This is a genomic window from Paraburkholderia sp. Cy-641 (assembly GCF_011752945.1).
Lineage (GTDB): Bacteria > Pseudomonadota > Gammaproteobacteria > Burkholderiales > Burkholderiaceae > Paraburkholderia.
In genome coordinates this window covers 1-24,637 of the sequence record NZ_VWWM01000058.1, presented here as the reverse complement: position 1 = coordinate 24,637, position 24,637 = coordinate 1, and the positions used below count along the sequence as shown (strand labels likewise).

The 24,637-nt window shown below is 66.1% G+C and carries 21 protein-coding genes, 1 pseudogene and 1 riboswitch; of the genes and pseudogenes, 14 read left to right on the top strand and 8 right to left on the bottom strand.

Going from position 1 to position 24,637, the window contains the following annotated elements; translation table 11 throughout:
* Window positions 1-100: 100 nt before the first annotated feature.
* Window positions 101-1,696: a DEAD/DEAH box helicase gene (locus F3J20_RS25535; protein WP_167040640.1), complete on the top strand. Its 1,596-nt coding sequence runs from the start codon at window positions 101-103 to the stop codon at window positions 1,694-1,696.
* 144 nt (window positions 1,697-1,840) lie between these two features.
* On the opposite strand, the gene F3J20_RS25530 is transcribed toward F3J20_RS25535, so the two are convergent.
* The 4 genes from F3J20_RS25530 to ggt all read right to left on the bottom strand — a co-directional run bounded on the left by F3J20_RS25530 (window position 1,841) and on the right by ggt (window position 7,060).
* Window positions 1,841-2,377: a hypothetical protein gene (locus tag F3J20_RS25530; RefSeq protein WP_167040637.1), complete on the bottom strand. Its 537-nt coding sequence runs from the start codon at window positions 2,375-2,377 to the stop codon at window positions 1,841-1,843.
* A 186-nt stretch (window positions 2,378-2,563) separates the two neighbouring features.
* Entirely contained in the window at window positions 2,564-3,391 is an 828-nt protein-coding gene (locus F3J20_RS25525) for a ferritin-like domain-containing protein (RefSeq protein ID WP_167040634.1), read from the bottom strand.
* A 408-nt stretch (window positions 3,392-3,799) separates the two neighbouring features.
* The gene (locus F3J20_RS25520) at window positions 3,800-5,188 is read right to left on the bottom strand and encodes an MFS transporter (RefSeq protein WP_167040631.1); all 1,389 of its coding nucleotides are present in this window, start codon (window positions 5,186-5,188) and stop codon (window positions 3,800-3,802) included.
* Between the two features lie 231 nt (window positions 5,189-5,419).
* The gene (gene ggt, locus F3J20_RS25515; RefSeq protein ID WP_167284953.1) at window positions 5,420-7,060 is read right to left on the bottom strand and encodes a gamma-glutamyltransferase; all 1,641 of its coding nucleotides are present in this window, start codon (window positions 7,058-7,060) and stop codon (window positions 5,420-5,422) included.
* 321 nt (window positions 7,061-7,381) lie between these two features.
* On the opposite strand from ggt, the gene F3J20_RS25510 reads away from it, so the two are divergent.
* The 3 genes from F3J20_RS25510 (at window position 7,382) to F3J20_RS25500 (ending at window position 9,530) form a co-directional block, all read left to right on the top strand.
* Window positions 7,382-8,161, top strand: a complete 780-nt coding sequence (locus tag F3J20_RS25510) for a DeoR/GlpR family DNA-binding transcription regulator (protein WP_167040625.1) — start codon at window positions 7,382-7,384, stop codon at window positions 8,159-8,161.
* Between the two features lie 317 nt (window positions 8,162-8,478).
* On the top strand, window positions 8,479-8,676 hold the full coding sequence (locus F3J20_RS25505; RefSeq protein WP_167040622.1) for a hypothetical protein: 198 nt from the start codon (window positions 8,479-8,481) through the stop codon (window positions 8,674-8,676).
* Between the two features lie 194 nt (window positions 8,677-8,870).
* Entirely contained in the window at window positions 8,871-9,530 is a 660-nt protein-coding gene (locus F3J20_RS25500) for a TetR/AcrR family transcriptional regulator (protein WP_167284952.1), read from the top strand.
* A gap of 40 nt (window positions 9,531-9,570) precedes the next feature.
* Here F3J20_RS25500 and F3J20_RS25495 read toward each other — a convergent pair whose 3' ends face one another.
* Window positions 9,571-9,945: a hypothetical protein gene (locus F3J20_RS25495; protein ID WP_205299370.1), complete on the bottom strand. Its 375-nt coding sequence runs from the start codon at window positions 9,943-9,945 to the stop codon at window positions 9,571-9,573.
* Between the two features lie 201 nt (window positions 9,946-10,146).
* On the opposite strand from F3J20_RS25495, the gene glpD reads away from it, so the two are divergent.
* The 3 genes from glpD to F3J20_RS25480 all read left to right on the top strand — a co-directional run bounded on the left by glpD (window position 10,147) and on the right by F3J20_RS25480 (window position 14,161).
* Entirely contained in the window at window positions 10,147-11,676 is a 1,530-nt protein-coding gene (gene glpD, locus F3J20_RS25490) for a glycerol-3-phosphate dehydrogenase (RefSeq protein WP_167284950.1), read from the top strand.
* Between the two features lie 188 nt (window positions 11,677-11,864).
* A complete protein-coding gene (gene glpK / locus F3J20_RS25485) occupies window positions 11,865-13,364 on the top strand; it encodes a glycerol kinase GlpK (RefSeq protein WP_167284948.1) in 1,500 nt (499 codons plus the stop codon).
* A 110-nt stretch (window positions 13,365-13,474) separates the two neighbouring features.
* Entirely contained in the window at window positions 13,475-14,161 is a 687-nt protein-coding gene (locus tag F3J20_RS25480; RefSeq protein ID WP_167284947.1) for an HAD family hydrolase, read from the top strand.
* Between the two features lie 26 nt (window positions 14,162-14,187).
* Here the strand turns inward: F3J20_RS25480 and ribB are convergent, their stop codons facing one another.
* From ribB to F3J20_RS25465, 3 genes are all read right to left on the bottom strand, one after another.
* The gene (gene ribB, locus F3J20_RS25475) at window positions 14,188-14,907 is read right to left on the bottom strand and encodes a 3,4-dihydroxy-2-butanone-4-phosphate synthase (RefSeq protein WP_205299369.1); all 720 of its coding nucleotides are present in this window, start codon (window positions 14,905-14,907) and stop codon (window positions 14,188-14,190) included.
* 154 nt (window positions 14,908-15,061) lie between these two features.
* Window positions 15,062-15,245, bottom strand: a riboswitch (FMN riboswitch).
* Window positions 15,246-15,392: 147 nt separating this feature from the next.
* On the bottom strand, window positions 15,393-16,094 hold the full coding sequence (locus tag F3J20_RS25470) for an XRE family transcriptional regulator (protein WP_167040605.1): 702 nt from the start codon (window positions 16,092-16,094) through the stop codon (window positions 15,393-15,395).
* Between the two features lie 123 nt (window positions 16,095-16,217).
* Window positions 16,218-17,324: an MFS transporter gene (locus F3J20_RS25465; RefSeq protein ID WP_167284943.1), complete on the bottom strand. Its 1,107-nt coding sequence runs from the start codon at window positions 17,322-17,324 to the stop codon at window positions 16,218-16,220.
* 116 nt (window positions 17,325-17,440) lie between these two features.
* On the opposite strand from F3J20_RS25465, the gene F3J20_RS25460 reads away from it, so the two are divergent.
* The 7 genes and pseudogenes from F3J20_RS25460 to F3J20_RS25430 form a co-directional block, all read left to right on the top strand.
* Window positions 17,441-18,406 (top strand): LysR family transcriptional regulator, encoded by a 966-nt coding sequence (locus F3J20_RS25460; protein WP_167284941.1) that lies wholly within the window; start codon window positions 17,441-17,443, stop codon window positions 18,404-18,406.
* A 138-nt stretch (window positions 18,407-18,544) separates the two neighbouring features.
* Window positions 18,545-19,918 (top strand): tRNA (N6-isopentenyl adenosine(37)-C2)-methylthiotransferase MiaB, encoded by a 1,374-nt coding sequence (gene miaB / locus F3J20_RS25455; protein WP_167284940.1) that lies wholly within the window; start codon window positions 18,545-18,547, stop codon window positions 19,916-19,918.
* A gap of 62 nt (window positions 19,919-19,980) precedes the next feature.
* Window positions 19,981-21,066, top strand: coding sequence for a PhoH family protein (locus F3J20_RS25450; RefSeq protein ID WP_167040593.1), 1,086 nt, complete (start codon window positions 19,981-19,983; stop codon window positions 21,064-21,066).
* A gap of 289 nt (window positions 21,067-21,355) precedes the next feature.
* Entirely contained in the window at window positions 21,356-21,817 is a 462-nt protein-coding gene (ybeY, locus tag F3J20_RS25445; RefSeq protein WP_167040590.1) for an rRNA maturation RNase YbeY, read from the top strand.
* A 51-nt stretch (window positions 21,818-21,868) separates the two neighbouring features.
* Window positions 21,869-22,579, top strand: coding sequence for a gamma-glutamylcyclotransferase (locus F3J20_RS25440; protein WP_167284938.1), 711 nt, complete (start codon window positions 21,869-21,871; stop codon window positions 22,577-22,579).
* A gap of 283 nt (window positions 22,580-22,862) precedes the next feature.
* Window positions 22,863-23,768 carry a transporter associated domain-containing protein gene (locus F3J20_RS25435; RefSeq protein ID WP_167040585.1) on the top strand — a complete coding sequence of 302 codons (906 nt, stop codon included), beginning with the start codon at window positions 22,863-22,865 and terminating at the stop codon, window positions 23,766-23,768.
* A gap of 133 nt (window positions 23,769-23,901) precedes the next feature.
* Window positions 23,902-24,637 (top strand): annotated as a pseudogene (locus F3J20_RS25430) (apolipoprotein N-acyltransferase); the annotation flags it as partial.

Here is a 24,637-nt window from a genome sequence, read left to right as displayed (position 1 = left end):
ACGGAACCGGGCTTCGGCCTCGCACACGCCTTGCCGGCGGGTTCATGCCGCATGGGTTCCCATTGGCGCCGTTCGCGAAACTGCATTGCAAAGAGCTTTTATGTCTTTTGATTCCCTCGGCTTGTCCGAACCGCTGGTCCGCGCTGTCAACGAACTCGGCTATACCAGCCCGACCCCGATCCAGACCCAGGCGATCCCCGCCGTGCTCAACGGCGGCGATCTGCTCGCCGGCGCGCAAACCGGCACCGGCAAGACCGCCGGCTTCACGCTGCCGATCCTGCAGCGTCTGCAATCGATGCCGCCGGCCGCCGGCGGCAAGCGTGTGATCCGCGCGCTGATCCTCACGCCGACGCGCGAACTCGCCGCTCAGGTCGAAGAAAGCGTGCGCGCGTACGGCAAATACCTGAAGCTGAAGTCGACCGTGATGTTCGGCGGCGTCGGCATCAATCCGCAGATCGATGCGTTGAAGCGCGGCGTCGATATCGTCGTCGCGACGCCGGGCCGTCTGCTCGATCACATGCAGCAGAAGACCATCGACCTGTCGCATCTCGAGATTCTCGTGCTCGACGAAGCGGACCGCATGCTCGACATGGGCTTCATCCACGACATCAAGCGCGTGCTCGCGAAGCTGCCGCCGAAGCGCCAGAACCTGCTGTTCTCGGCCACCTTCTCCGACGAAATCAAGGCACTCGCCGACAGCCTGCTCGACTCGCCGGCGCTGATCGAAGTCGCGCGCCGCAATACGACGGCCGAAACGGTCGCGCAGAAGATTCACCCGGTCGATCGCGACCGCAAGCGCGACCTGCTCACGCATCTGATCCGTCAGCACAACTGGTTCCAGGTGCTCGTGTTCACGCGCACCAAGCACGGCGCGAACCGCCTTGCCGAGCAGTTGACGAAGGACGGCATCAGCGCGCTCGCGATCCACGGCAACAAGAGCCAGTCGGCGCGCACGCGCGCGCTCGCCGAGTTCAAGGACGGCACGCTGCAGGTGCTGGTCGCGACCGACATCGCCGCACGCGGCATCGATATCGATCAACTGCCGCACGTGGTCAACTTCGATCTGCCGAACGTGCCGGAAGATTACGTGCACCGCATCGGCCGCACGGGCCGCGCGGGCGCGACGGGCGAGGCGGTGTCGCTCGTATGCGTCGATGAATTGCAGTTGCTGAAGGACATCGAGAAGCTCATCAAGCGTCCGGTGCCGCAGGAAGTGATCGCCGGATTCGAGCCGGACCCGAACGCGAAGCCCGAGCCGATTCAGCGTCGTAGCCAGGGCGGTGGCGGCCGCTCACCGCGTCAGGGGCAAGGCGCCGGACGGCGCGAAGGTGGCAACGCGAATGCGGCTGCAGGCGCCAATGCGCGCTCGGCATCCGCTGCGGCTTCGGCAAAACCGGGGCAAGGTTCGGGGCAACGCTCGGGACAGCGCGCGTCGAATGGTCAGCCGTCGCCGCGCCCGCAAGGCGCGAAGCCAGCCGGCAACGGCGGCCAGCCGCGACGCGACGCGCAACGTCACGACGACCGGCCGCGCGCGGCTGCGCATGACGGTGCGGCCGCACATCACGCGCCGCGCAAACCGCAAGGCAATCGCTCGCACAACAGCAACCCGGGCGCGTTGCTCGGCGGCGGCGCGAAGCCGCGCAACGATGCACCGCGTGGCGCCCAGCCGCCGCGCAATGGTGAGCGCGGCCGCTGAGCCTCCGGGCCGTTGAGCCTCTGTCGAAGCTCGTGGGATTCCGCGGCCTTTGAAGCCGTCGTTTCGCCAGCCGTCAGCGCCTCGGTGAGCGACTAACGGCGAGGACTAACAGCGCGGACCAACGGCTTGAACTAACAGCTTGAACTAACGGCGGGTCGCGGCAGCGGCCCGTTTCAAATGCTCGACCTGCTTCTCCCACCGGTCGAGCACTTCCCTTCCGCCCCCTTCCAGTTCGAACGTGATGCCGCCCGTGAGGCGCGCATAACGCACGCTCTGCGCTTCCCCTGTGTCGATCGAACCGAGCAGATAGACGAGGCCGCTGTCGTCGCCGACCGCGCTCGCCAGCGGTGCGACACGCAACTGCACCTGATAGAACGCCGCGTCGCAGACAAAGCTGAGCGTCGCGCGGCCGCTTTGCGCGATTGCGCGCGTCGCTCGCGCCTGCGGCCATAACGCGATGCACAGCGTGCGCGCATCGGGCGCATAGAGTTCGCCGACGCTCAGCAAGGACGTGCGCACGTGGCCGTTCGCATCGACGGTGAGCAGCGAAGCGGTAAAGCCGCTCTTGCCGCCGATCGACGAACCATCGAACAACGCGCGCACGGCGTCGGGCCATTCATCGAACACATTCTGTTCGAGCGGACGCGCGGGCGCCGGGGTAGATGCGGAAGAATCGCTCATGCGGTCGGTCAGGTTGAAATGGACAAGGCTCCATCATGCCGCGAATGCTGCGAATACCGCGAAAAGAACGAGGCCCGCGTGAGCGAGCCTCGCCTCGTCGCCGCGCCGAGTTCGTCGCCAGATCATCGCGAGGTCAGCGCACGGTTATTAACGCAACGTCAGCGCAAAAACCGGCGCGCCGCCGGATCAGCGGAAGAACACGTGCTGCGTGATCTTCGCGAGCGGATAATGCACGCCCGGCTGAATGCGTGCCGGCAGATCGAGCGGCTTGAGCAGCATCTTCACGCACATGTCGGCCGACAGATTGCGCCGCACCAGGGTGTTGATGCGCGCCGCACGCTCGCGGTTATACGCGGAATCGTGCACGCGCTCAGGATAGCGGATCGCAAACACATGCCGCAGCGCGATCTCCGAATCCTCGTTCTTGATCTCCATCACGCGGCGCATCAGCGCACCGAGCACCGCGAGACGACCATTGCCTTCGATCCTGTTGTACTTCTTGAAATACTTGAAAAAGTGCTTGTAATGCCGGACTTCGTCGGTGCGGATGTTGTCGGTGATCTGCTTGAGCACCGGCTCGTCCGAGCATTCGTTGATCGCGCGATACAGCGTCGCCGTGCCGGTTTCGACCACGCAACGCGCGACCATTTCGAGCGCGCGGGTCTTTTCGAAATCCTCGACCGAGCAGGTCAGCGAGTATTCGGCCATGAAGTTGCGAAACGCGGTGTCCCAGTCGAATTCGGGCCACACGTAGCCGATATAGGTCTTCAGCGAGCGGCCATGCTGCATTTCCTCGGGCTCCCACTCGTTGTTGAGCCAGGCCGAGACTTCGGGATCGTCGTTGAAGAAGGTACTGAGATTGCTGGTGTAGAGGTCGGTGCCGCTTTCGATAAACGAAGCCGCGCACAGCAGCAACAGCAGGTCTTCGTTCGCGGAGGCCTTCTGCCGGTCGATGCGGGTAAGGTCGATGTCCTCGATCCGCCAGGGCATGACATGGTTCAGCTCTGTGTGCATCGTGTCTTGCTCCGAATGCCGTACCGACTCGTGGAGCCTGCTCGCAACCGCCCCGCGCTCGCCGTGATGCCGTGTCGGATACAACGCCGTGAATTAGAGTTGGGCTCTTGTACTCTGCATGTTAGCCGGTGTTAAGCGACTATGCAGCGCCCCATGAAGAGTACTCTGCACAGACCATGCCGCACCGCCGCAGTTCCGCTTCGCAGATAGGCGAAATATTCCAGCAGGTTAAAGCGGCGGGCGGGGAGCGAAAAAAACCGGCTCGACGAGCCGGCTTCGAGGAGTTGGCTTTCGGCACATTTCAGTCCGCATACGAAAGCCGAGGGATCGGTCCAACCGGCAAAGGCTGGCGCGCCGCGGCATCGATGGCGGCCGCGCGCCTGCCGGTTGCGGCGTGTTGCGGCGCACTCAGGCGGGCAGCACGCCGGCCTGAGCCGGACGCATGCGGCGCATGCGCAGCGCCACGATGATGAGCGACACCCCCGACAACACCGCCGCGAGCAGCACGTAGTAGCTCGGCGCGAGCTTGTCGCCGGTCAGATGAATGAAGGTCTCGACGATGGTCGGCGCAAAGCCGCCGAAGATCGTCACGCCGATGCTGTAACCGATCGAAAGCCCCGTCGAACGAACCTGGGTCGGGAAAATCTCCGACATCAACGCGGGCATCGGCCCCGAATAGGCGGCCTTGAAAATACCGGCGACGCCTTGCAGCAACAGCAGCCAGCCGATCGTCGGATGAAACTGCAGCCACGCGAACATCGGATAGATCAGCAGCCCCATCAGGATCGACGTGGTCAGCATGATGCGAATCCGGCCGATGCGATCGGACAGCGCGCCCATGACCGGCGAAAAGATGAACTGCATGCCGCCGTTCAGCACGACCACGCCGAACGACGCGGCCGCCGCCATATGCAACTGCTTGACCGCATAAAGCGGCATATAAAGCTGCAACACGTACACGCCGACCGTCGATTGAGCAACGATGCCGATCGCGAGCAACAGGTTGACCCACTGATTCGCGAACGACGCATCCTTGCTCGTATCGACGGCCTTGCGTTCGCCGGCCGCCTCGCGAGCTTCACGTTCCGCTTCTCGCTCTTCACGCAGCGCGAGAAATTCGGGCGTCTCGTCGAGATGCGAGCGGATGTAATAGCCCACCGGACCGACCAGCAAGCCGAACACGAACGGCACGCGCCAGCCCCAGCTATTGAGGTGTTCGGCCGGCAGCCAGGCGGTCAGCAGCGAGCCGAAGGTGGCCGCGGCAATCGCCGCGAGGCCCTGGCTCGCGAACTGCCAGCTCGCGTAATAGCCGCGCCGCGACGCGCTGTGCTCGACCATGAAGGCCGTCGCGCTGCCGAATTCGCCGCCCACCGCGAAGCCCTGCACGAGCCGCGCGAGCAGCACCAGCAACGGCGCCGCAAGTCCGATCGACGAAAACGGCGGCATCACCGCCATCGTGAAGGTGCCGACCATCATCAAGGCGATGGCGAGCGTGAGCGCCGCCTTGCGGCCCTTGCGATCGCCGTACAGGCCGAGCACGACCGCGCCGAGCGGGCGCATCAGGAACGAGATGCCGAACGTGGCGATGGCCAGCAGCGTCGAGAGCCACTCGTCGTGCAACGGGAAGAACTGTTTCGCGATGATCGTCGCGAAGTAGCCGTAGACGAGGAAGTCGAACCACTCGAGCGCGTTGCCGATCGACGACGAAAATACGATACGCCGCACCATGGCCTTCGAAAGCGGCGCGGGCGATACATGAGGGGATGCGCTCGCGGAACGCGATGCGGGATGGTTCATGGGGGTCTCCTGCCGGTCTGATACGTGATACGTAATTCCGGGGTGCGTGCGGCGCCGCTTGCACGAGCATGCCCACGCCTGCGCGAGCGGCACGGCGCTCACACGGCCCATGCCGTTCAGCGGCGACGCGCCCGGCATGGACGGGCGCGGCGTACGAAGCGCCGCGCATCCTGTCGAAGCGGTTCCCGAATCCGGCTTCGAGCCACGGCGCCGCAGCTCGAAGCCCTTGCTTCAGAAACCTGCGGCGAGCCCGTCGCGCCGGCTGTCGCTGGCCGCGACATAGCCGCGCTCCGGCTCGTTGCGATCGAGCTTCCAGATGAACTGGCCGGAGCCGAAGTCCATATACGGATCGTCGACCGACTTGAGCGTGTGGCCGAGCTTCTGCAAACCCTCGGTCGTCTTCGGATCGAGCGTCGACTCGATGTCGACCGTGAAGTCACGGTTGACCTTCCAGCGCGGCGCATCGCACGCGGCCTGCGGCTGCTGGCCGTAGTCGAGCATGCGCACCACCGTTTGCAGATGGCCCTGCGGCTGCATGTCGCCACCCATCACGCCGAAACTCATCACCGCTTCCTGCTGGCCGTTCACCTGCTGCGTGAGGAACGCCGGGATGATCGTATGGAACGGCCGCTTGCCGCCCTCGACGACGTTCGGCGATTTCGGGTCCATCGAGAAGCCGCAGCCGCGGTTCTGCAGCGCGATGCCGGTGTCCGGCACGACGATGCCCGAGCCGAAACCCATGTAGTTCGACTGGATGAAGCTGACCATCATGCCGTTCTCGTCCGCGGCCGACATGTAGATCGTGCCGCCCGCCTTCGGCATGCCGAAGTCGAAATGCGTCGCGCGCTTCGGATCGATCAGCTTCGCGCGCGAAGTCAGGTAGGCGTCGTCGAGCATCTGCTCCGGCGTGACGTCCATCGAACGCGGGTCGGCCACGTAGCGATACAGGTCGGCGAACGCGAGCTTCATCGCTTCGATCTGCAGATGCTGCGACTCGACGCTGTCTACCTTCAGCGATTTCACGTCGAACTTTTCGAGGATGCCGAGTGCCACCAGCGCGGCGATGCCCTGCCCGTTCGGCGGAATCTCGTGCACGGTGTAGCCGCGATAGTCCTTGCCGATCGGCTCGACCCAGTCCGCGCGGTAGTTGCGCAGATCGTCGGCGGTCAGCGCGGCACCGCCCTCGCGCGCGAACGCGGCGATGCGCTCGGCGATCTCGCCTTCGTAGTACGCGCGCGGGCCCTGCTCGGCGAGCAGGCGCAGCGTCTTCGCGTGACCGGGCAGGCGCACCAGTTCGCTGACTTCAGGCGCGCGGCCGTGCGGCATGAAGGTCTGCGCGAAGCCGGGCAGGTCCTTCAGCTCCGGCACGGCGGCCGCCCACTTGTAGGCGACGATGCTCGCCACCGCGTGACCACGCTCGGCGATCTCGATGGCCGGCTCCATCAGGTCTGCGAACGGCAGCTTGCCGAACTTCTGGTGCAGCGCTTCCCAGCCGGCGATCACGCCCGGCACCGTGACCGCGTCCCAGCCGCGCTTAGGCTGCTTCGCAAGGCCGTTCACCTCGCCGTATTTGCGCTTGAAGTAATCGACGTTCCACGCGGCCGGCGACACGCCCGAGGCGTTCAGGCCGTGCAGCTTCTTGCCGTCCCACACGAGCGCGAACGCATCGCCGCCGAGGCCGCACGACACCGGCTCGACCACCGTGATCGCGGCGGCGGCGGCGATCGCCGCGTCGACGGCATTGCCGCCCTTCCACAGCATGCGCAGCCCGGCCTGCGCGGCGAGCGGATGAGAGGTCGACACGATGTTGCGTGCGAATACGGGCAAACGTTGCGTCGGATAGGGGTTGTGCCAGTTACTGAAGCCAGTCATGTCGAACACTCTCGAAAGCGCGGCCCGGCGCGAAAAGTCGCTGGGCCTCATGGGAAAGGTTGTAAAGCAGGTAAAACGGGGAACTCCGGATTGCAGCGCGAACGGGGCCAAAAAACAAATTCATTTATCAAATGAATAAATGCGTAATTCGCCTGAATGGGTGCTCGAAGCCGATGCCGAGCTTCAGCAGCGCGCCCATGCGGATTGCGCGAGTTGGCGGACAACAGGCCCGATGGTCTTACAATAGCCGCACCCCGCCCACGGGCGGCCGGCCTCGACCACGCGCCGGCCACGCCGCCACCCCATCACGATACGCGACACATGACACGAGACCCCCGCCTGACTCTCAACGCCCGGCAACAGGAATTGCTGGAGTGGGTGCAACGCGACGGCTTCGTCACCGTGGACGACCTCGCGAGTCATTTCAACGTGACACCGCAGACGATCCGCCGCGACGTGAACTGGCTCGCCGACATGAACCTGCTGCGCCGCTATCATGGCGGAGCGAGCCTGCCGACCAGCTCCGAGAACGTCTCGTACACGGCGCGCCAGCGCATGTTCCATGAGGAGAAACGGCGCATCGCGACGCTAGTGGCCACTCACATTCCCGATCAGGCGTCGCTCTTCATCAATCTCGGCACGACCACCGAGGAAATCGCGCGCGCGCTCAACCGGCATCGCGGCTTGCGCGTGATTACGAACAATCTGAACGTCGCCAGCATGATGAGCGGCTATCCCGATTGCGAGGTGCTCGTGACGGGCGGCATCGTGCGGCCGTGGGACAAGGGCATCGTCGGCGAGCTGGCGATCGACTTCATCCGCCAGTTCAAGGTCGATTTCGCGATCATCGGTACGTCGAGCATCGAAACCGACGGCACGCTGCGCGACTTCGACACGCGCGAAGTGCGCGTCGCCGAGGCGATCATCGAGCACGCGCGCACCGTGTTCCTCGCCGCCGACCACTCCAAATTCGGCCGCCCGGCGCTGGTTCGCCAGGGACATCTCGACCAGATCGACGCGCTGTTCACCGACGCCGCCCCGCCTGCGGACATGGCCGAGACGCTCACCGCCGCCAACTGCCAGGTCTATATCGCCGGGTAAGGTCCGCTCGCGCCAGGCGTTCTCCGCCATGCTGCGGCGCACGCAAAACTTCGAGTGAAATCAAGAATCTGGCGGCTCTCGCCGACCGCCTCCCGGTGGCCCAATTGTCAAAGGGAAAATTTACGGGGGCCGGGTTGGTGTTTCACAGGTGGTTGACTACACTCCAGTTCCCCGGCCTTCGTTGCGCGCTTCGCGCGGCGTCGGCTATTGAATCTGTCGTATAAGCCGTACTTCCCGCCCTGATCCTTTTAGCGGACCCGACCGGCCGTGCCGGTTGCCTGCAAGGCTGTCCGCGATTGCCTGACATGGAGAGAACGATGCTGAGTCCGCATGAATTCGCCACGTTGTTGCTCGTCAAGGACGCCCCCAACCAGGTCGATATGGACCGTGAAGAACTCGATGCATTGCTCGAACGCCAACTGGTGCAACTCGAACGCCTCGCATCGGGCAACGAACGGTGGCGCGTGACGGAAACCGGCAACAACGCATTGCGAGCCATCAAGCGGTCTTCCTGAGACATTTTCTGCCAGCGCTTTTCCGCCCATTTTTTGCACGACGGCCACGGAGCGCGCCGCCTTCGGGTTCGTTCGCACCGGCATTGCACTGGCGCGTCGTTCGATGAGTATGACAGCGGGCCGCTTCACGGCCCTTTCTTGTGTGCGAATCCTTTACACAGTAAATTGACGCGACGGACTTCCGACCCTCGCGCATGCCCAAGACGCTCTCCCCCGAAGACATCCAGCAGTTTCGCGAAGCGATGCGACGTGTTGCCGAAAGCGCGTTCGCGACACGCGGCGCGCAGGGCGTGACGATGCGCGAGCTGGCAAAGGAGTTCGGCTGCAGCGCCATGACCCCCTACCGCTACTTCCGCGACAAGAACGAAATTCTCGCGATGGTCCGCGCCGCCGCGTTCAATCGCTTCGCGGCGCGTCTCGAAGCGGCGGCGCAAAGCATCCCCGCAGACGCCCCCGCCGCCGATCACTCGGCGGTCAGCGAAGCCTACGTCGCGTTCGCGCTCGACGAGCCGCACGCGTATCGCCTGATGTTCGACCAGGTGCCGCAGCAAGGCGTTTACCCCGAACTGACCGCCGCGTCGCAGCGCGCATGGCGGCTGCTCGGCGCGCATTTCGAGCAGCTCGTCGCGGCGGGAATTCTGGAAGGCGATCCGCAACTGATCGGCTACGCGTACTGGACAAGCCTGCACGGCTTCACGATGCTCGCGCTCGCCGGTCAGCTACCGTTGCCAGCGGCACGGCAAGCCGATTCGGCCGCCGCGACAAGTCAACCAGCGGACGAACCTTCGCGCGAAGCGGTATTCGCACAGATTCTGCGCATGCTATGGCGCGGCGCCCTGCCTCAACACACGTGAGCAGGTAAGCACGTGAGCTCGCGAGCAGTTGGCCCGCGCCTCAACCGTTGCGCAGTGTCGGATCGACCGCCGCGCGCCAGCTGATCGCCTTCGCGCGCTGCTCCGCAAAGAACTGGACCCACTGATTGCGCACCTTCGGGTCGCCGCTCATCTCCTCGCTCGCGTGGCGCTGCGCGATGGACGCCTGGAACGCGCAGAAATCGTCCTTTGAGAGCCGGCCGCGCCGGTTCGCGACATACGCGTCGAAGAACGTCGTATAGACGGACTGGGCGTCGTTGCCGTAATCGACCGTTTGCGGCGAGCACATCTGCTGCAACGCCTCGAACGAGGGCGCGCCCCTCGTTCCCTCCAGACTCGGCGAACTCACGCACCCCGCCAGAAGCGCCGCAGCGCCGATCATGAAAAGTCCACGCATTCAAATCACCTCGAAGTGGCTGCTGTCGAGAGTATCTTCCGTGGCCGAGCGTTGCGCCACTCCTCCGGCCATCCGGCCAAGTCTCGATCGGATAAACGAACTTTACTTTTTCGAATATGTTCATTAAAGTTCGAAAACGAACATCATTGGTTCGATTAGTTTTCCAACCTCCTTTCAAGATTCGACCTAGAGGACTCAGCGGTGGCGCAAGGCTCGAAATACGATTTGCTCGTCGTGGGCGGCGGGATCAACGGTGCCGGCATCGCGCGCGACGCGGCCGGGCGCGGCCTGTCGGTGCTGCTGTGCGAACAGGACGATCTGGCCGCGCATACGTCGTCGGCGAGTACGAAGCTGATTCACGGCGGCCTGCGCTACCTCGAATACCGCGAGTTCGGGCTCGTGCGCAAGGCGTTGCAGGAGCGCGAAACGCTGCTGCGCGCGGCGCCGCACATCATGTGGCCGCTGCGCTTCGTGATGCCGCACATGCCCGATCTGCGCCCAGCGTGGCTGATCCGCGCGGGCCTGTTTCTCTACGACCATCTGGCGAAGCGCGAACTGCTGCCCGGCTCGCGCGGCATCGCGATGCACCGGCACCCGGCCGGCGCGCCGCTCGTCGATTCGATCAAGCGCGGTTTCGTGTATTCGGACGGCTGGGTCAACGACGCGCGCCTCGTCGTGCTGAACGCGCTCGATGCGCACGAGCACGGCGCGACCATCCTCACGCGCACGAAGCTCGTCAGCGCGGTGCGCGCGGGCGACGAATGGCGCGCGCAGCTACAGCGCGCGGACGGCACGACGCTCGACGTGCGCGCGGCGGCCGTCGCCAACGCGGCGGGCCCGTGGGTCGGCGAACTGCTGAAGGGCGCGCTCGGCCGCCCCGCGTCGCATAGCGTGAGGCTCGTCAAGGGCAGCCACATCGTCACGCGGCGGCTGTTCGAGCACGATCACGCGTACATCTTCCAGAACCCGGACAAGCGGATCATCTTCGCGATCCCGTACGAACACGACTACACGCTGATCGGCACGACCGACCTCGAATATCGCGGCGACCCGTCGCAGGTCGCGATCGACGCCCACGAAACGCAGTACCTTTGCGATTCGATCAACCGCTATTTCAAGCAGAAAATCTCGCCGGCCGACGTGCGCTGGACCTACTCGGGCGTGCGCCCGCTGCTTGAGGACGAAAACGCGGACAACCCCTCGGCGGTCACGCGCGACTACTCGCTCGAACTCGACGCACCGGCGAACGAAGCGCCGCTGCTGTCGGTGTTCGGCGGCAAGATCACGACGTTTCGCAAGCTCGCCGAGCAGGCCGTCGATACGCTCGCGCAAGCCCTGCAGCACGAGGTGCCCGCGTGGACCGTCGGCGCGTCGCTGCCCGGTGGCGATATCGCGCAGGCGAACTTCAACCGCTTCCTCGGCGAGTTCAGCCGCACCCATGCGTGGCTGCCGGCGGCGCTCGCGCATCGCCTCGCGCGCGCATACGGCACGCGCGCGAATCGCGTGCTCGACGACGCCCGCGCGCTCGCCGATCTCGGCCGCGAATTCGCGCCGGGTCTTTACGAAGCCGAGCTGAGCTATCTGCGCGATGTCGAATGGGCGCGCAGCGCGCAGGACGTGCTGTGGCGACGCTCGAAACTCGGGCTGCACGTCGCGCCGGGCACGCTCGACCAGGTCACGCGCGACATCGACGCGTGGTTCGCGAGCGAACCCGTGCAGCAAAGCGCGTAAGACAACAGGCATGTGAGACACAGGCGGCACGCACGGCGAGAACCCAGGCCGGCTGGACGAGACCGTCACGCGCCATCACACTACTGCAACACACGATTGCAGCGCGCTCGCGACGACACGCCGCAACCTGGCCGCTCCGATCGCCGGCCGGCAACCCGGCGATCCGCCATACCCATGGAGAAGAGACAATGCAGGATCAGTACGTCCTCGCGCTTGACCAAGGCACCACCAGCTCGCGCGCGATGCTGTTCGACCGGCGCGGCAATGTCGTGTCGATCGCGCAGAAAGAATTCCGGCAGATCTATCCGCATCCGGGCTGGGTCGAGCACGATCCGCAGGAAATCTGGTCGACCCAGGCCGGCGTCGCAGCCGAGGCCGTCACGCGCGCGGGCCTGAACGGCGCGTCGATCGCGGCGATCGGCATCACCAACCAGCGCGAAACCACCATCGTGTGGGATCGCCAGACCGGCCAGCCGATCTACAACGCGATCGTCTGGCAGGACCACCGCGCCGCCGACTTCTGCGACGCACTGAAGGCCCAGGGGCTCGAACCGAGCGTGCGCGCGAAAACCGGTCTGCCGATCGACTCGTACTTCTCGGCGACGAAAATCCGCTGGATTCTCGACAACGTCGAAGGCGCGCGCGAAAAAGCGCGCCAGGGCCGGCTCGCGTTCGGCACCGTCGACAGCTGGCTCGTGTGGAATTTCACGAAGGGCGCGCTGCACATCACCGACGTGACCAACGCGTCGCGCACGATGCTCTTCAACATCCACACGCTGCAGTGGGACGACGAACTGCTCGCCGCGCTCGACATTCCGCGCAGCATGCTGCCCGAGGTGCGGCCGTCGTCACAGGTGTACGGACCGACCGTGACCACGGTGTTCGCCTCGAATATTCCGCTCGCGGGCATCGCCGGCGACCAGCAGGCCGCGCTGTTCGGGCAGATGTGCACCGAGTCGGGCATGGTCAAGAACACCTACGGCACCGGCTGCTTTCTGATGATGAACACCGGCGACAAGCCGATCGAATCGCAGAACAATCTCGTCACGACGCTCGCCTGGCAGATCGGCGAGCGGATCGACTACGCGCTCGAAGGCAGCATCTTCATCGGCGGCGCGGTCGTGCAGTGGCTGCGCGACGGCCTCGGCATCATCAGGAACGCGGCGGAGATCGAAACGCTCGCGCGCGGCGTGCCGCATTGCGACGGCGTGTACCTCGTGCCCGCCTTCGCCGGCCTCGGCGCGCCGCACTGGAACGCGCATGCGCGCGGCACGCTGTTCGGCGTGACGCGCGGCACGACGTCCGCGCATATCGCACGCGCGGCGCTCGATTCGATCGCCTATCAATCGCTCGACGTGCTGAAGGCGATGGAAGCCGACGCGGGCATCCGCATCGGCGAACTGCGCGTGGACGGCGGCGCCTGCGCGAACAATCTGCTGATGCAATTTCAGGCCGACATTCTCGGCGTCGACGCGGTGCGCCCGAAGGTGCCGGAAACGACCGCGCTCGGCGCGGCCTATCTGGCCGGTCTCGCGGTCGGCTACTGGAAAGATGTCGACGAACTGCAAAGCCAGTGGAAGCTCGAACACCGCTTCACGCCCGCGCTGCCGCATGCCGAGGTCAAGGCGTGCCTCGACGGCTGGCAGCGCGCGATCCGCGCGGCGAAGGCATGGGCCGATACGCCATAAGCCATGAGCCACGAACCGCGCCGGAAAGCACGTATCATGGCGCTGTCCATCCCGACGCGCAGGCAGGCGAGAACGCCGGCCGCGCGCTTTCCGCTTATCGTTCTTCAGGCATGATCGACCACCTCATCTGTGACTGCGACGGCGTGCTCGTCGACAGCGAAGTCATCGCCGATCGCGTGATGTTCGAAACGCTGACGGCCTCGTTTCCCGGCATCGACTTCGAGCCCGTCGTCAAAACGGCGTTCGGGCAGCAAACCTCGCGCTTTCTCGAAGGCATCGAGCAATCGTTCGACGTCAAACTGCCCGCGAACTTCCTCGACATGATCGAGCACAACATCGAGCTTGCGCTGGCCGCGTCGCTGGGTCCGATCCACGGCGTGCGCGACGCGCTGCAACGCGTGACGCTGCCGGCCGCGGTCGTGTCGAACAGCCGCATGACGCGCGTGAGCGCCTCGGTGCGGCGCGCGGGTCTGCAGCAGATTTTCGGCGAACGGGTTTTCAGCGCCGAGCAGGTCGAGCGGCCCAAGCCCTATCCCGACGTGTATCTGTTCGCGGCAAAAACGCTCGGTGTCGAGCCGGCGCGCTGCCTCGTCGTCGAAGACAGCGTCGCGGGTCTGAATGCGGCACGCGCGGCAGGCATGAAAACGATCGCGTTCGTCGGCGCGAGCCATATTCCCGACGGCTACGCGGACGCGCTGCGCTCGATGGGCATGACGCGCATCATGAAGCACATGGACGAACTGCCTGGGCTGGTCGCGGCGGGCATGCGCGGCGAGTTTGGCGACGTGCAGTCGTAGTATCGATCGACAACGCGCCGCCCCCTTCAGGCCTCGAGCACCGCCCCCTCACGCACCTGCGCGAGCGCCTCGCGAAACTCGACGAGTTCGGCGATCGTCAGCATCGGCAAATCGTGTTGCGCGGCAAAGCGCTCGACGTCCGCGCCGCGCGTCATCGTGCCGTCGGCGTTCATCAACTCGCACAGCACGCCGGCCGGCTTCAGGCCCGCGAGAATCGCGAGATCGACCGTGCCCTCGGTATGGCCGCGCCGCGCGAGCACGCCGCCGGGCATCGCCCGCAGCGGGAACACGTGGCCCGGACGCACGATGTCGGCGGGCTTCGCCGTATCGGCAATCGCGGCGCGGATCGTCGTCACGCGATCCTGCGCCGACACGCCCGTGCTCACACCCTCGCGCGCCTCGATCGACACCGTGAACGCGGTGCCGTGACGGCTTTCGTTGTTGACGGCCATCGGCGGCAATTCGAGCGCGCGGATTGTGTCGTCGGGCAGGCACAGGCAGACGATGCCGCTGCATTCGCGGATCAGGAGCGCCATCGTTTCGACCGACAGACGCTCGGCCGCGACGATCAGATCGGCTTCGTTCTCGCGGTCGTGGTCGTCCTGCAGAACGACGGCGCGGCCCTCGCGCAGCGCCTGCAAGGCGGCGGCGATACGCGGCGGAACGGTTTCGGTGGCGAGCAGCGGGAGATCGACGAAAGCATCTTCGGCAATCGTCGACGGAGCCGGAAAAGTAGCAAAGGACATGGTTGAAACGCTCATCGCAAAAGTTGGGCGAAAAACGTTTCAGGGCATTGCAAACAGACTCGAACGCGCCGCCGGGCGCCGCACGAAGGCGGCGCTCCTCCACCGGCGCCGCCAGAACGACCAGCGGCAGCGCGGAGCGCACATGACTCTATCTGCACATCTTCTTCCATCCGGACTGTGACCGTCGGCTCTGGCTTCTCACCAGATCTGCTGACCCCGCCGCGGCCTTCGATACGCTGAAGACCGCTCGATGCGGGCGCTCGCGGGCTCACCGACTCGCGCTTTCGCGCTGACGGCTTACCGCCGGTGGGGAATTGCACCCCGCCCTGAAGACGCACTGATTGCCGGTTCGACTGGCCGGCGAAGCATACAACAGGCGCACCGGAACTGCAGCGCGCCCCACAAAGACCCTACTGGCGGCGTTGGACCTCCATCGACGCGCTGACTGCGCCCCGACCTGCGTCCGAACCGCGCGCCGTCGAGCCTCAACCCGGCACGCCTTCGCGCGCGGCCTCCTCACGCGCCGCGCCCACGGCCGGCACGTCCCAGCGCGGCGGCGTCTCCGCCCGCAGCGTCACGCGAAACGCGCGCGCCTCGGTGTCGCCGGGATTGCGCAGGCTGTGCGGCTGATCGGCATCGAAGACGATCGCATCGCCGGTCGCGAGCAGCTGGCGTTGATCGTGCACGCTGACTTCGAGCGTGCCGTCGCTGACGACGAGGTTGACGGTCGTGCCCGGCGCGCGCGGCGTGCCCGTCTCGGTGTGCAGCGGCGCGATGCGCAGCTCGTGAAACTCGGCGGCGCCCGGCTCGGTATCGGGATACAGCGGCCGCGCCGAGTAGCGCCCGTTCGCGCTGACGACTCGCGCCGAGCGCTCGGCCGGCAGATGCTCGAAGCCGTTCGTCGCGTGGCGCCGCAGAAACGCCGCGACCGAGACCTTCAGCGCCGCCGCCACTTTGCACAGCACCTTGATCGACGGCACGCTGCGCGCCGATTCGATCTGCGCGAGCATGGCGCGCGACACGCCGGACGCGCGCGCTAGCGCATCGAGTGAAAGCTGGCGCTCGGCGCGCAGGCGGGCCAGATTCACGCCGACCAGTTGCTCGAGCGCATCGAACGGTTCGGCTGCGCGCGGCACCGCGTCGGCATCGGCCGGGCGATCGCGAACCAGCGCAAGCGGAGAATGCATAGTGGCCTCCAGAGCGCCGCCGGGCGGCGCAAAAGCATTGAGTGGAAGCAAGATAGCATCGCGCTGTGCCGCGCCCAACGAAGTTATCTTCACACTGTTATCAGCATTGCAGAGGCAAGCCGTTCACGCACGCTGCGCGACCGCGCGCACCGGCGCATCCATGCGCGCGGCGAACCAGGTGAGCAGCAGCGCCGCCACGCTGACCGCTGCCGCGACCCACGGCAACGTATCGAGGGCGTGGCCGTGAGCGATCACGAGGCCGCCGAGCCACGCGCCTGCCGCATTGCCGACGTTGAACGCGCCGATGTTCAGCGTCGAGGCGAGATTCGGCGCGGCGGCCGCCTTCTCGACCACGCGCATCTGCAACGGCGGCACCGTCGCGAACGCGGCAATGCCCCACACGAACACCGTGAGCGCCGCGGCGACCTGCGAATGGCTGGTGCGCGCGAAGACCGCCATGACCACCGCGAGCGCGGCGAGAATGCCCATCAGCGACGGCATCAGCGCGCGGTCCGCGAGCTTGCCGCCGACCACGTTGCCGACCGTCAGGCCCGCGCCGAACAGCACGAGAATCAGCGTCACGGCGCGCGGCGAGAAGCCGCTCACCTGTTCGAGGATCGGCGCGATATAGGTGAACACGACGAACACGCCGCCGAAGCCGAGCACCGTCATCGCGAGCGCGGTCCAGACCTGCGGGTCCCTCAGCACGCGCACTTCGTGGCCGAGGCCGGCCGGGCCGCTGTCGTGCCGGTTCGGCACGAGCGCCGCGATGCCCGCGAGCGACAGCACGCCGAGTCCGCTAACGATCCAGAACGTCGCGCGCCAGCCGAACTGCTGGCCGACGAAGGTGCCGAACGGCACGCCGAGCACGTTCGCGAGCGTGAGGCCCGTGAACATCAGCGCGATCGCGCTGGCGCGCTTCTCGGCCGGCACGAGCGAGGCCGCGACCACCGCGCCGATGCCGAAGAACGAGCCGTGCGCGAACGAGGTCACGACGCGCGCGACCATCAGCAGTTGCAGCGCCAGCTTGCGCGACATCTTGCTCGTGACCACCGCGAGCAGCGGCGCGCCGACCGCGACGCCGAGCGCGTAGCCGCTCACGAGCAGCCCCGCCGACGGAATCGACACGGCGAGATCGCGCGCCACCTCGGGCAACAGGCCCATGATGACGAATTCGGTCGTGCCGATCGCGAATGCGCTGATCGCCAGCGCGAGTAAGGGAATGGGCATGGAGGTGCTCCGGATAAGAGGGAAATTCAGTCAAGGCCGCATTGTCCGGGCAGGGAGCCGATTTGATAATTGGCGTAGCATTTGAAACATTTTCAAATCGTGCTTGAAAATCGGCAATGGACAATCTCGGCGACATCCGCCTCTTCGTCGAAGCGGCGCAGCAGGGCAGCCTGTCGGCGGCGGGCCGCAGAATGGGCCTCACGCCCGCCGCGGCAAGCGCGCGCCTCGCCAGGCTCGAAAGCCATCTGAAGGCGCGGCTCTTCGAGCGCACCACGCGCCAGTTGCGGCTCACCGACGAGGGGCGGCTCTATCTGAACTGCTGCCGCGAGGCGCTGCAATCGCTCGACGACGCCGAAGCGGCCTTGCAGGAAGGGCAAGGCGTCGTGCGCGGCAAGGTGCGCATCTCGACGACCTCCGACTTCGGCCGCAACCTGCTGCTGCACTGGCTCGACGAATTCAACGCGCGATATCCGGACGTGAAGTTCGCGCTGACGCTGTCGGATTCGCTGTCGAATCTCGTGCAGGAAGACATCGATCTCGCGATCCGCTTCGGCGTGCCGCAGGACAGCTCGCTGGTCGCCCGCAAGCTCGCGCCGAACCGGCGCGTGCTGTGCGCGTCGCCGGCATACATCGCGCGCAAGGGCGAGCCGAAGGACCCGCAAGACCTCGCCCGTTTCGATTGCATCGTGCTCGGCACCGCGTCCGGGCCGGCGAACGAGTGGCGCTTCACGCGCGGCGACGCAGTGCAGCACTACACGGTGCCGCTCGACGCCGCGCGCGAGACCAACGACGGCGCGGTCGCCCGCGAATGGGCGCTGCGCGGCTACGGCATCGCGATCAAATCGATGTGGGACGTGGAAGCGGACCTGCGCGCCGACGGACTGAAGGTGCTGTTGCCCGAGTGGCGCTATCCGGACGCGCCGCTGCACGCGCTCTATCACCGCAACCGCTTCATGGCGCCGCGCGTGCGCGTGCTGCTCGATTTTCTCGCCGAGCGTTTCGCGCTCGTGTCGGACGAACTGGAAAGCCTGCTGGGCCTGCCGCCGGAACGCTCGGCCGGCGGCCAAACCCGTGCTCCCTGAAGGGCTATAATAGTGAGTTACGTTGCGGCGGCGCTTGCGCATCAGCTTGCGCGCCCGAACGCGTGGCCCGGCGCACCGCGCAACCCTCTCCACCCTTTATGACGCCCCCAGGTTAACCACTGCGACCGGCGAAATTCGATGACCAAGAAAGTTTATGTAAAGACCTTTGGCTGCCAGATGAACGAGTACGACTCCGATAAGATGGTCGATGTGCTCGGTGCCGCTGAAGGACTCGTCAAGACCGACACGCCGGAAGACGCCGACGTGATCCTGTTCAACACCTGCTCGGTGCGCGAAAAAGCGCAGGAAAAAGTCTTCTCCGACCTCGGCCGCGTGCGCGAGCTGAAGGACGCGAATCCAGATCTGATTATCGGCGTAGGCGGCTGCGTGGCGAGCCAGGAAGGCGCGTCGATCGTCGCGCGCGCGCCGTACGTCGACATCGTGTTCGGGCCGCAAACGCTGCACCGCCTGCCGCAAATGATCGACGAGCGCCGCGTGAGCGGGCGCGCCCAGGTCGATATTTCGTTCCCCGAAATCGAGAAGTTCGACCACCTGCCGCCGGCGCGCGTCGAAGGCCCGAGCGCGTTCGTGTCGATCATGGAAGGCTGCAGCAAGTACTGCAGCTACTGCGTCGTGCCCTACACGCGCGGTGAGGAAGTGTCGCGTCCGCTCGACGACGTGCTGACCGAAATCGCCGGTCTCGCCGACCAGGGCGTGCGCGAAGTCACGCTGCTCGGCCAGAACGTCAATGCATACCGTGGCGCGCTCACGCTCGGCTCCGCCGAGATCGCCGACTTCGCGACGCTGATCGAATACGTCGCGGACCTCCCCGGCATCGAACGGATTCGCTACACCACCTCGCATCCGAAGGAATTCACGCAGCGCCTGATCGACACCTACGCGAAGGTGCCGAAGCTCGTGAGCCACCTGCATCTGCCGGTGCAGCACGGCTCCGACCGCATCCTGATGGCGATGAAGCGCGGCTACACCGTGCTCGAATACAAGTCCGTGATCCGCAAGCTGCGTGCGATCCGCCCGGACCTGTCGCTGTCGACGGACATGATCGTCGGCTTCCCCGGCGAGACCGAGGAAGACTTCGCGAAGATGATGGCGCTCGTCGACGAGATGAAGTACGACACGAGCTTCTCGTTCATCTACAGCCCGCGTCCCGGCACGCCGGCCGCGAACCTGCACGACGACACGCCGCGCGAGGTGAAGCTCAAACGCCTGCAACATCTGCAGGCGACCATCGAAGAGAACGTGCAGCGCATCAGCGACGCGATGGTCGGCAAGGTCGAGCGCATTCTGGTCGAGCGCCCCGCGCGCAAGGACCCGAACGAGCTCGCGGGCCGCACCGAGAACAACCGCGTCGTCAATTTCCCGGCGCCGGTCGCCTCGCACGCACGGTTGATCGGCCAGATGGTCGACGTGAAGATCGTGCACGCGTACCCGCACTCGCTGCGCGGCGAACTCGTGATGGTTCACGACGACCGCGCGGCGACCACGCACTGACGCACTGAACGGCCGCCACCCGACATTCCGAGTACCGCAACCGACAGGATCGACTCACCGCCTTGAAGACCACTCAGCAGCATCTGGAATTCACCGCGCCGCGCGAAGACAACGCGCGGCTCGCCAACCTCTGCGGACCGCTCGACGAAAATCTGCGGCAGATCGAGCAGGCGCTCGACGTGACCTTGCAGCGCCGCGGCCATCGCATCACGATTCGCGGACGCGGCGCAAAGCTCGCGCTCACGGCGCTCGAAAACTTCTACAACAGCGCGCGCGAGCCTTTGTCGGTCGACGACATCCAGCTCGCGCTCGTCGAAGTGCGCCATCCGGCGCGCCATCGGCCGAACGGCAACGGCGGCACCAATGGCGACGACGCGGCCGATCCGCGCTTCGCCGGCAACCCCGATCATCCGTTCGACCAACCCGCCGATCTCGACGCGAGCGACGACGACTTCCAGGAATACGGTCCGAAGCTCTACACGCGGCGCGCGGACCTGCGCGGCCGCACGCCGGCGCAGCGCGAGTATCTGAAGCAGATCGTCTCGCACGACGTCACCTTCGGCGTCGGCCCGGCCGGCACCGGCAAGACCTACCTCGCGGTGGCCTGCGCGGTCGACGCGCTCGAGCGCGACCAGGTCAAACGCATCGTGCTGACGCGCCCGGCCGTCGAGGCGGGTGAGCGGCTCGGCTTCCTGCCGGGCGATCTGGCGCAGAAGGTCGATCCGTACCTGCGACCGCTCTACGATGCGCTCTACGACCTGCTCGGCTTCGACAAGACCGCGAAGATGTTCGAGCGGCAGATGATCGAAATCGCACCGCTCGCGTACATGCGCGGCCGCACGCTGAACCACGCGTTCATCATCCTCGACGAGGCGCAGAACACCACGCCCGAGCAGATGAAGATGTTCCTCACGCGGATCGGCTTCGGCTCGAAGGCCGTCGTCACCGGCGACACGACCCAGATCGACCTGCCGCGCGGCCACAAGAGCGGCCTGATCGAGGCGCAGCAGGTGCTCTCGGAGGTGCGCGGCATCGCGCTCACGCGCTTCACGAGCGCGGATGTGGTGCGCCATCCGCTGGTCGCGCGCATTGTGGAGGCGTACGATGCGCATGCGCAGAAATCGGCGGCTCCGTTGGATTCGCGCTGAAGCGCGGCACTTGCGCGGGATAGGCGGCGTGGCTGACCGGACCGCGTAAGCCGCGCCGCCGAGCGGCGCCACCGGAGCGACGCGCTCTGCTCGAAGCCGCTGCCATCGCGAATGCCGCGAATGCCGCGAACGCCACGAACGCCACGAACGCCACGAACGCCACGAACGCCACGAACGCCACGAACGCCACGAACGCCACCAAGAGCGTAACGCCCCACGCAACCGCCAGCGCAACAACGAACGCCGCAGGAAACACCACAACAAACGCGAAGCCCCGACCCGAAACCGCATGAGCCGCTCCCCGAAACTGACGTTGAACCTGCAATTTCCCGCCGCCAAAGCCTGGCCGGAACACAAGGCGCTGCTGCCGCGCGCGAGCGTTGCGAGCTGGATCAAGGCGGCGCTCTTCGCGGACGGCGAACTGACCGTGCGTTTCGTCGACGTCGAGGAAGGCCGCACGCTGAACCGCACCTATCGCGGCAAGGACTACGCGACCAATGTGCTGACCTTCGCCTACGCCGAATCGGAAGACGATCCGGTCACGGGCGATCTGATCCTGTGCTGCCCGGTAGTTGAAAAGGAAGCCACCGAGCAGGGCAAGCCGCTCGTCGCGCACTATGCGCATCTGCTCGTGCACGGTACGCTGCATGCCCAGGGCTACGACCACGAAGTCGAGGAAGAAGCCGAGGAAATGGAAGCGATCGAAACCGAAATCCTCGGTAAGCTCGGGTTTCCGGACCCTTACCGATAGGCTTCTGCGACTCCCGCCCCTTCCCCACGCCATCCACGACCCAACCCTACCGTGAGCACCTCGTCCCCCGAAGCCGATATCCCCGTGCGCTGCCCGGACTACCCGCCGATGCTCGGCGAGTCGCGGCTGCTGACGGACGAGGAACTGCGCGCGTCGCTCGAATCGACGCTGCGCGGCTGGGACCGCCAAAGCGACCTGTGGCTGTTCGGCTATGGCTCGCTGATCTGGAACCCGGGCCTGCCGACCGTCGAAGCGCTGCGCTCGAAGGTGCACGGCTATCACCGCGGGCTCTACCTATGGTCGCGCGTGAATCGCGGCACGCCCGAGCAGCCGGGCCTCGTGCTCGCGCTCGATCGCGGCGGCTCGTGCACTGGCGTGGCATTCCGGCTCGCCGCCGCCGGCTCGATGCCGCATCTCGAAGCGCTGTGGCGCCGCGAAATGCCGATGGGCTCGTACCGCCCCGCCTGGCTGCCCTGCGTACTCGCGGACGGCCGGCGCGTCGACGCGCTCGCCTTCGTGATGCGGCGCGACGCACCGAGCTACACCGGCAAGCTGCGCGACGACATCGTCCGAACCGTGCTCGGTTGCGCGTGCGGCCGCTACGGCACGACGCTCGACTACGTGAGCCGCACGGTCCATGCGCTGCGCGAAAGCGGCATGCCCGACCGCGCGCTCGAAGCGCTACTCACGCGCTGTCAGGCGCGAGAGGTCGATGAAATGCCGCAGCCGGCCGCGCCCGAACGCGCGGCGACGGGACGGTAAGACTGAAAGAGCCGAAACCGGGAAGCGCCGGCCGGCCCCCCGCGGCGCCGCCGCGAGCCATCCCGCCCGCTCTCGCCCGTCCCCGTGCGCGAGTTACTTTTTTGCCGGCAAGCGCTTTTCGACACGTAATCGGTTAGGATGAGCCCATGCCCCGCCCTCGCGGCGCGGCCGCTTCACCCGGCTTCAAATCAGCGCCAGGCCCGGCGGGACACGGTTTCGCCATGCGCCTGGTGTATCCTTAATGCTCTGCAACAGCGCGCCCAGTCTCGCCGGGCGCACTACCATGAACGACACGTATCCCAGTCGACGCCATACCGGACGCACCCTCGACAAACCGCAGGAAAAGCGCTCGCTGCTCGAGCGCCTGACCGATTTCATCTCGCCCGAGCCCGACTCGCGCGCCGAACTTCTGGAAATTCTGCAGGACGCGCACGAGCGCAACCTGATCGACGCCGACTCGCTGTCGATGATCGAAGGCGTGTTCCAGGTGTCGGAACTGTGCGCACGCGACATCATGGTGCCGCGAGCGCAAATGGACGCGATCAACATCGCGGACAACCCATCCGAATTCATCCCGTTCGTGCTGGAAAAGGCGCACTCGCGCTATCCGGTCTACGAGGGCAATCGCGACAACATCATCGGCGTGCTGCTCGCGAAAGACTTGCTGCGCTACTACGCCGAAGAAGAATTCGACGTGCGCGGCATGCTGCGCCCGGCCGTGTTCATCCCCGAGTCGAAGCGCCTGAACGTGCTGCTGCACGACTTTCGCGTGAACCGCAACCACCTCGCGGTGGTCGTCGACGAATACGGCGGCGTGGCGGGCCTCATCACGATCGAAGACGTGCTGGAGCAGATCGTCGGCGACATCGAGGACGAATACGATTTCGACGAGGAAAGCGGCAACATCATCGCCTCGCCGGACGGGCGCTTCCGCGTGCGCGCGCTGACCGAGATCGAGCAGTTCAACGAGACCTTCGGCACGCACTATTCGGACGAGGAAGTCGATACGATCGGCGGGCTCGTTACGCATCACTTCGGCCGCGTGCCGCATCGCGGCGAAAAAGTCCGCCTCGACGATCTGATCTTCGAGATCCTGCGCGGCGACGCGCGCCAGGTCCACATGCTGCTGGTGCGCCGCGACCCGCTCGCGGGCCAGCGCGAACGCGAGGCGCAGCACGTGCAGACCTGAGCGGCCGGCGCGCCGTGCCGTTTCGCCGGCGCGCCCGTTCGCGAAATTTTGGCGTGCCGCCTTGCAGGTTTCCTTGCACGCTTTTTTGACTCCTCATTTCGACTCCTCAACTTCCGACGCCGACCACGCAATAATGGCCGACCCGATCACTTCCCGCCCGCGCCACGACGTGAGCGCCCCCGCCGCCGACGGCACGCGCAGCCGCGCCCTGCCGCGCTGGCACTATCTCGTGGCACTTGCCGCGGGTGCCGCCAATACACTGTCGTTCGCGCCGACGCCGCACGGCGGCTGGCTACAACTCGCGATCTTCGTGTTCTTTTTCGCGTGGCTCACACGAAGCACCGGCTGGAAAAGCGCCGCGCTGACGGGCTGGGCGTTCGGCTTCGGCAATTTCGTGACCGGCGTGTGGTGGCTCTACGTGAGCATGCACGACTACGGCGGCATGCCCGCGCCGCTGGCCGGCACGGCGCTCGCGCTGTTCTCGCTGTACCTGGCCCTCTATCCGGCGCTGGCCGCAGGCGTCTGGTCGTTCTGCGCGGGCCACGCCCGCAACGGCGCGGCCGACGACCGCCAGCCGTTCTCGCCGACCTGGCACGGCGCGCTCGCCTTCGCGAGCGCGTGGGCCATCGGCGAATGGCTGCGCGGCACCGTGTTCACCGGCTTTCCGTGGCTCGCCACCGGCTATGCGCAGGTGGACGGCCCGTTCGCCGGATTCGCGCCGGTGGCCGGCGTGTACGGCGTCGGCTGGATGGTCGCGCTGAGCGCCGCGCTGATCGTGCAGGCGCTGCTGGCGTCGATCTCGGCGGGTTCAGCACGCGAACCGCGCAACGCAGGCGCCGCACCGGGCGCCGCCGCGAGCGGCCCTGCCG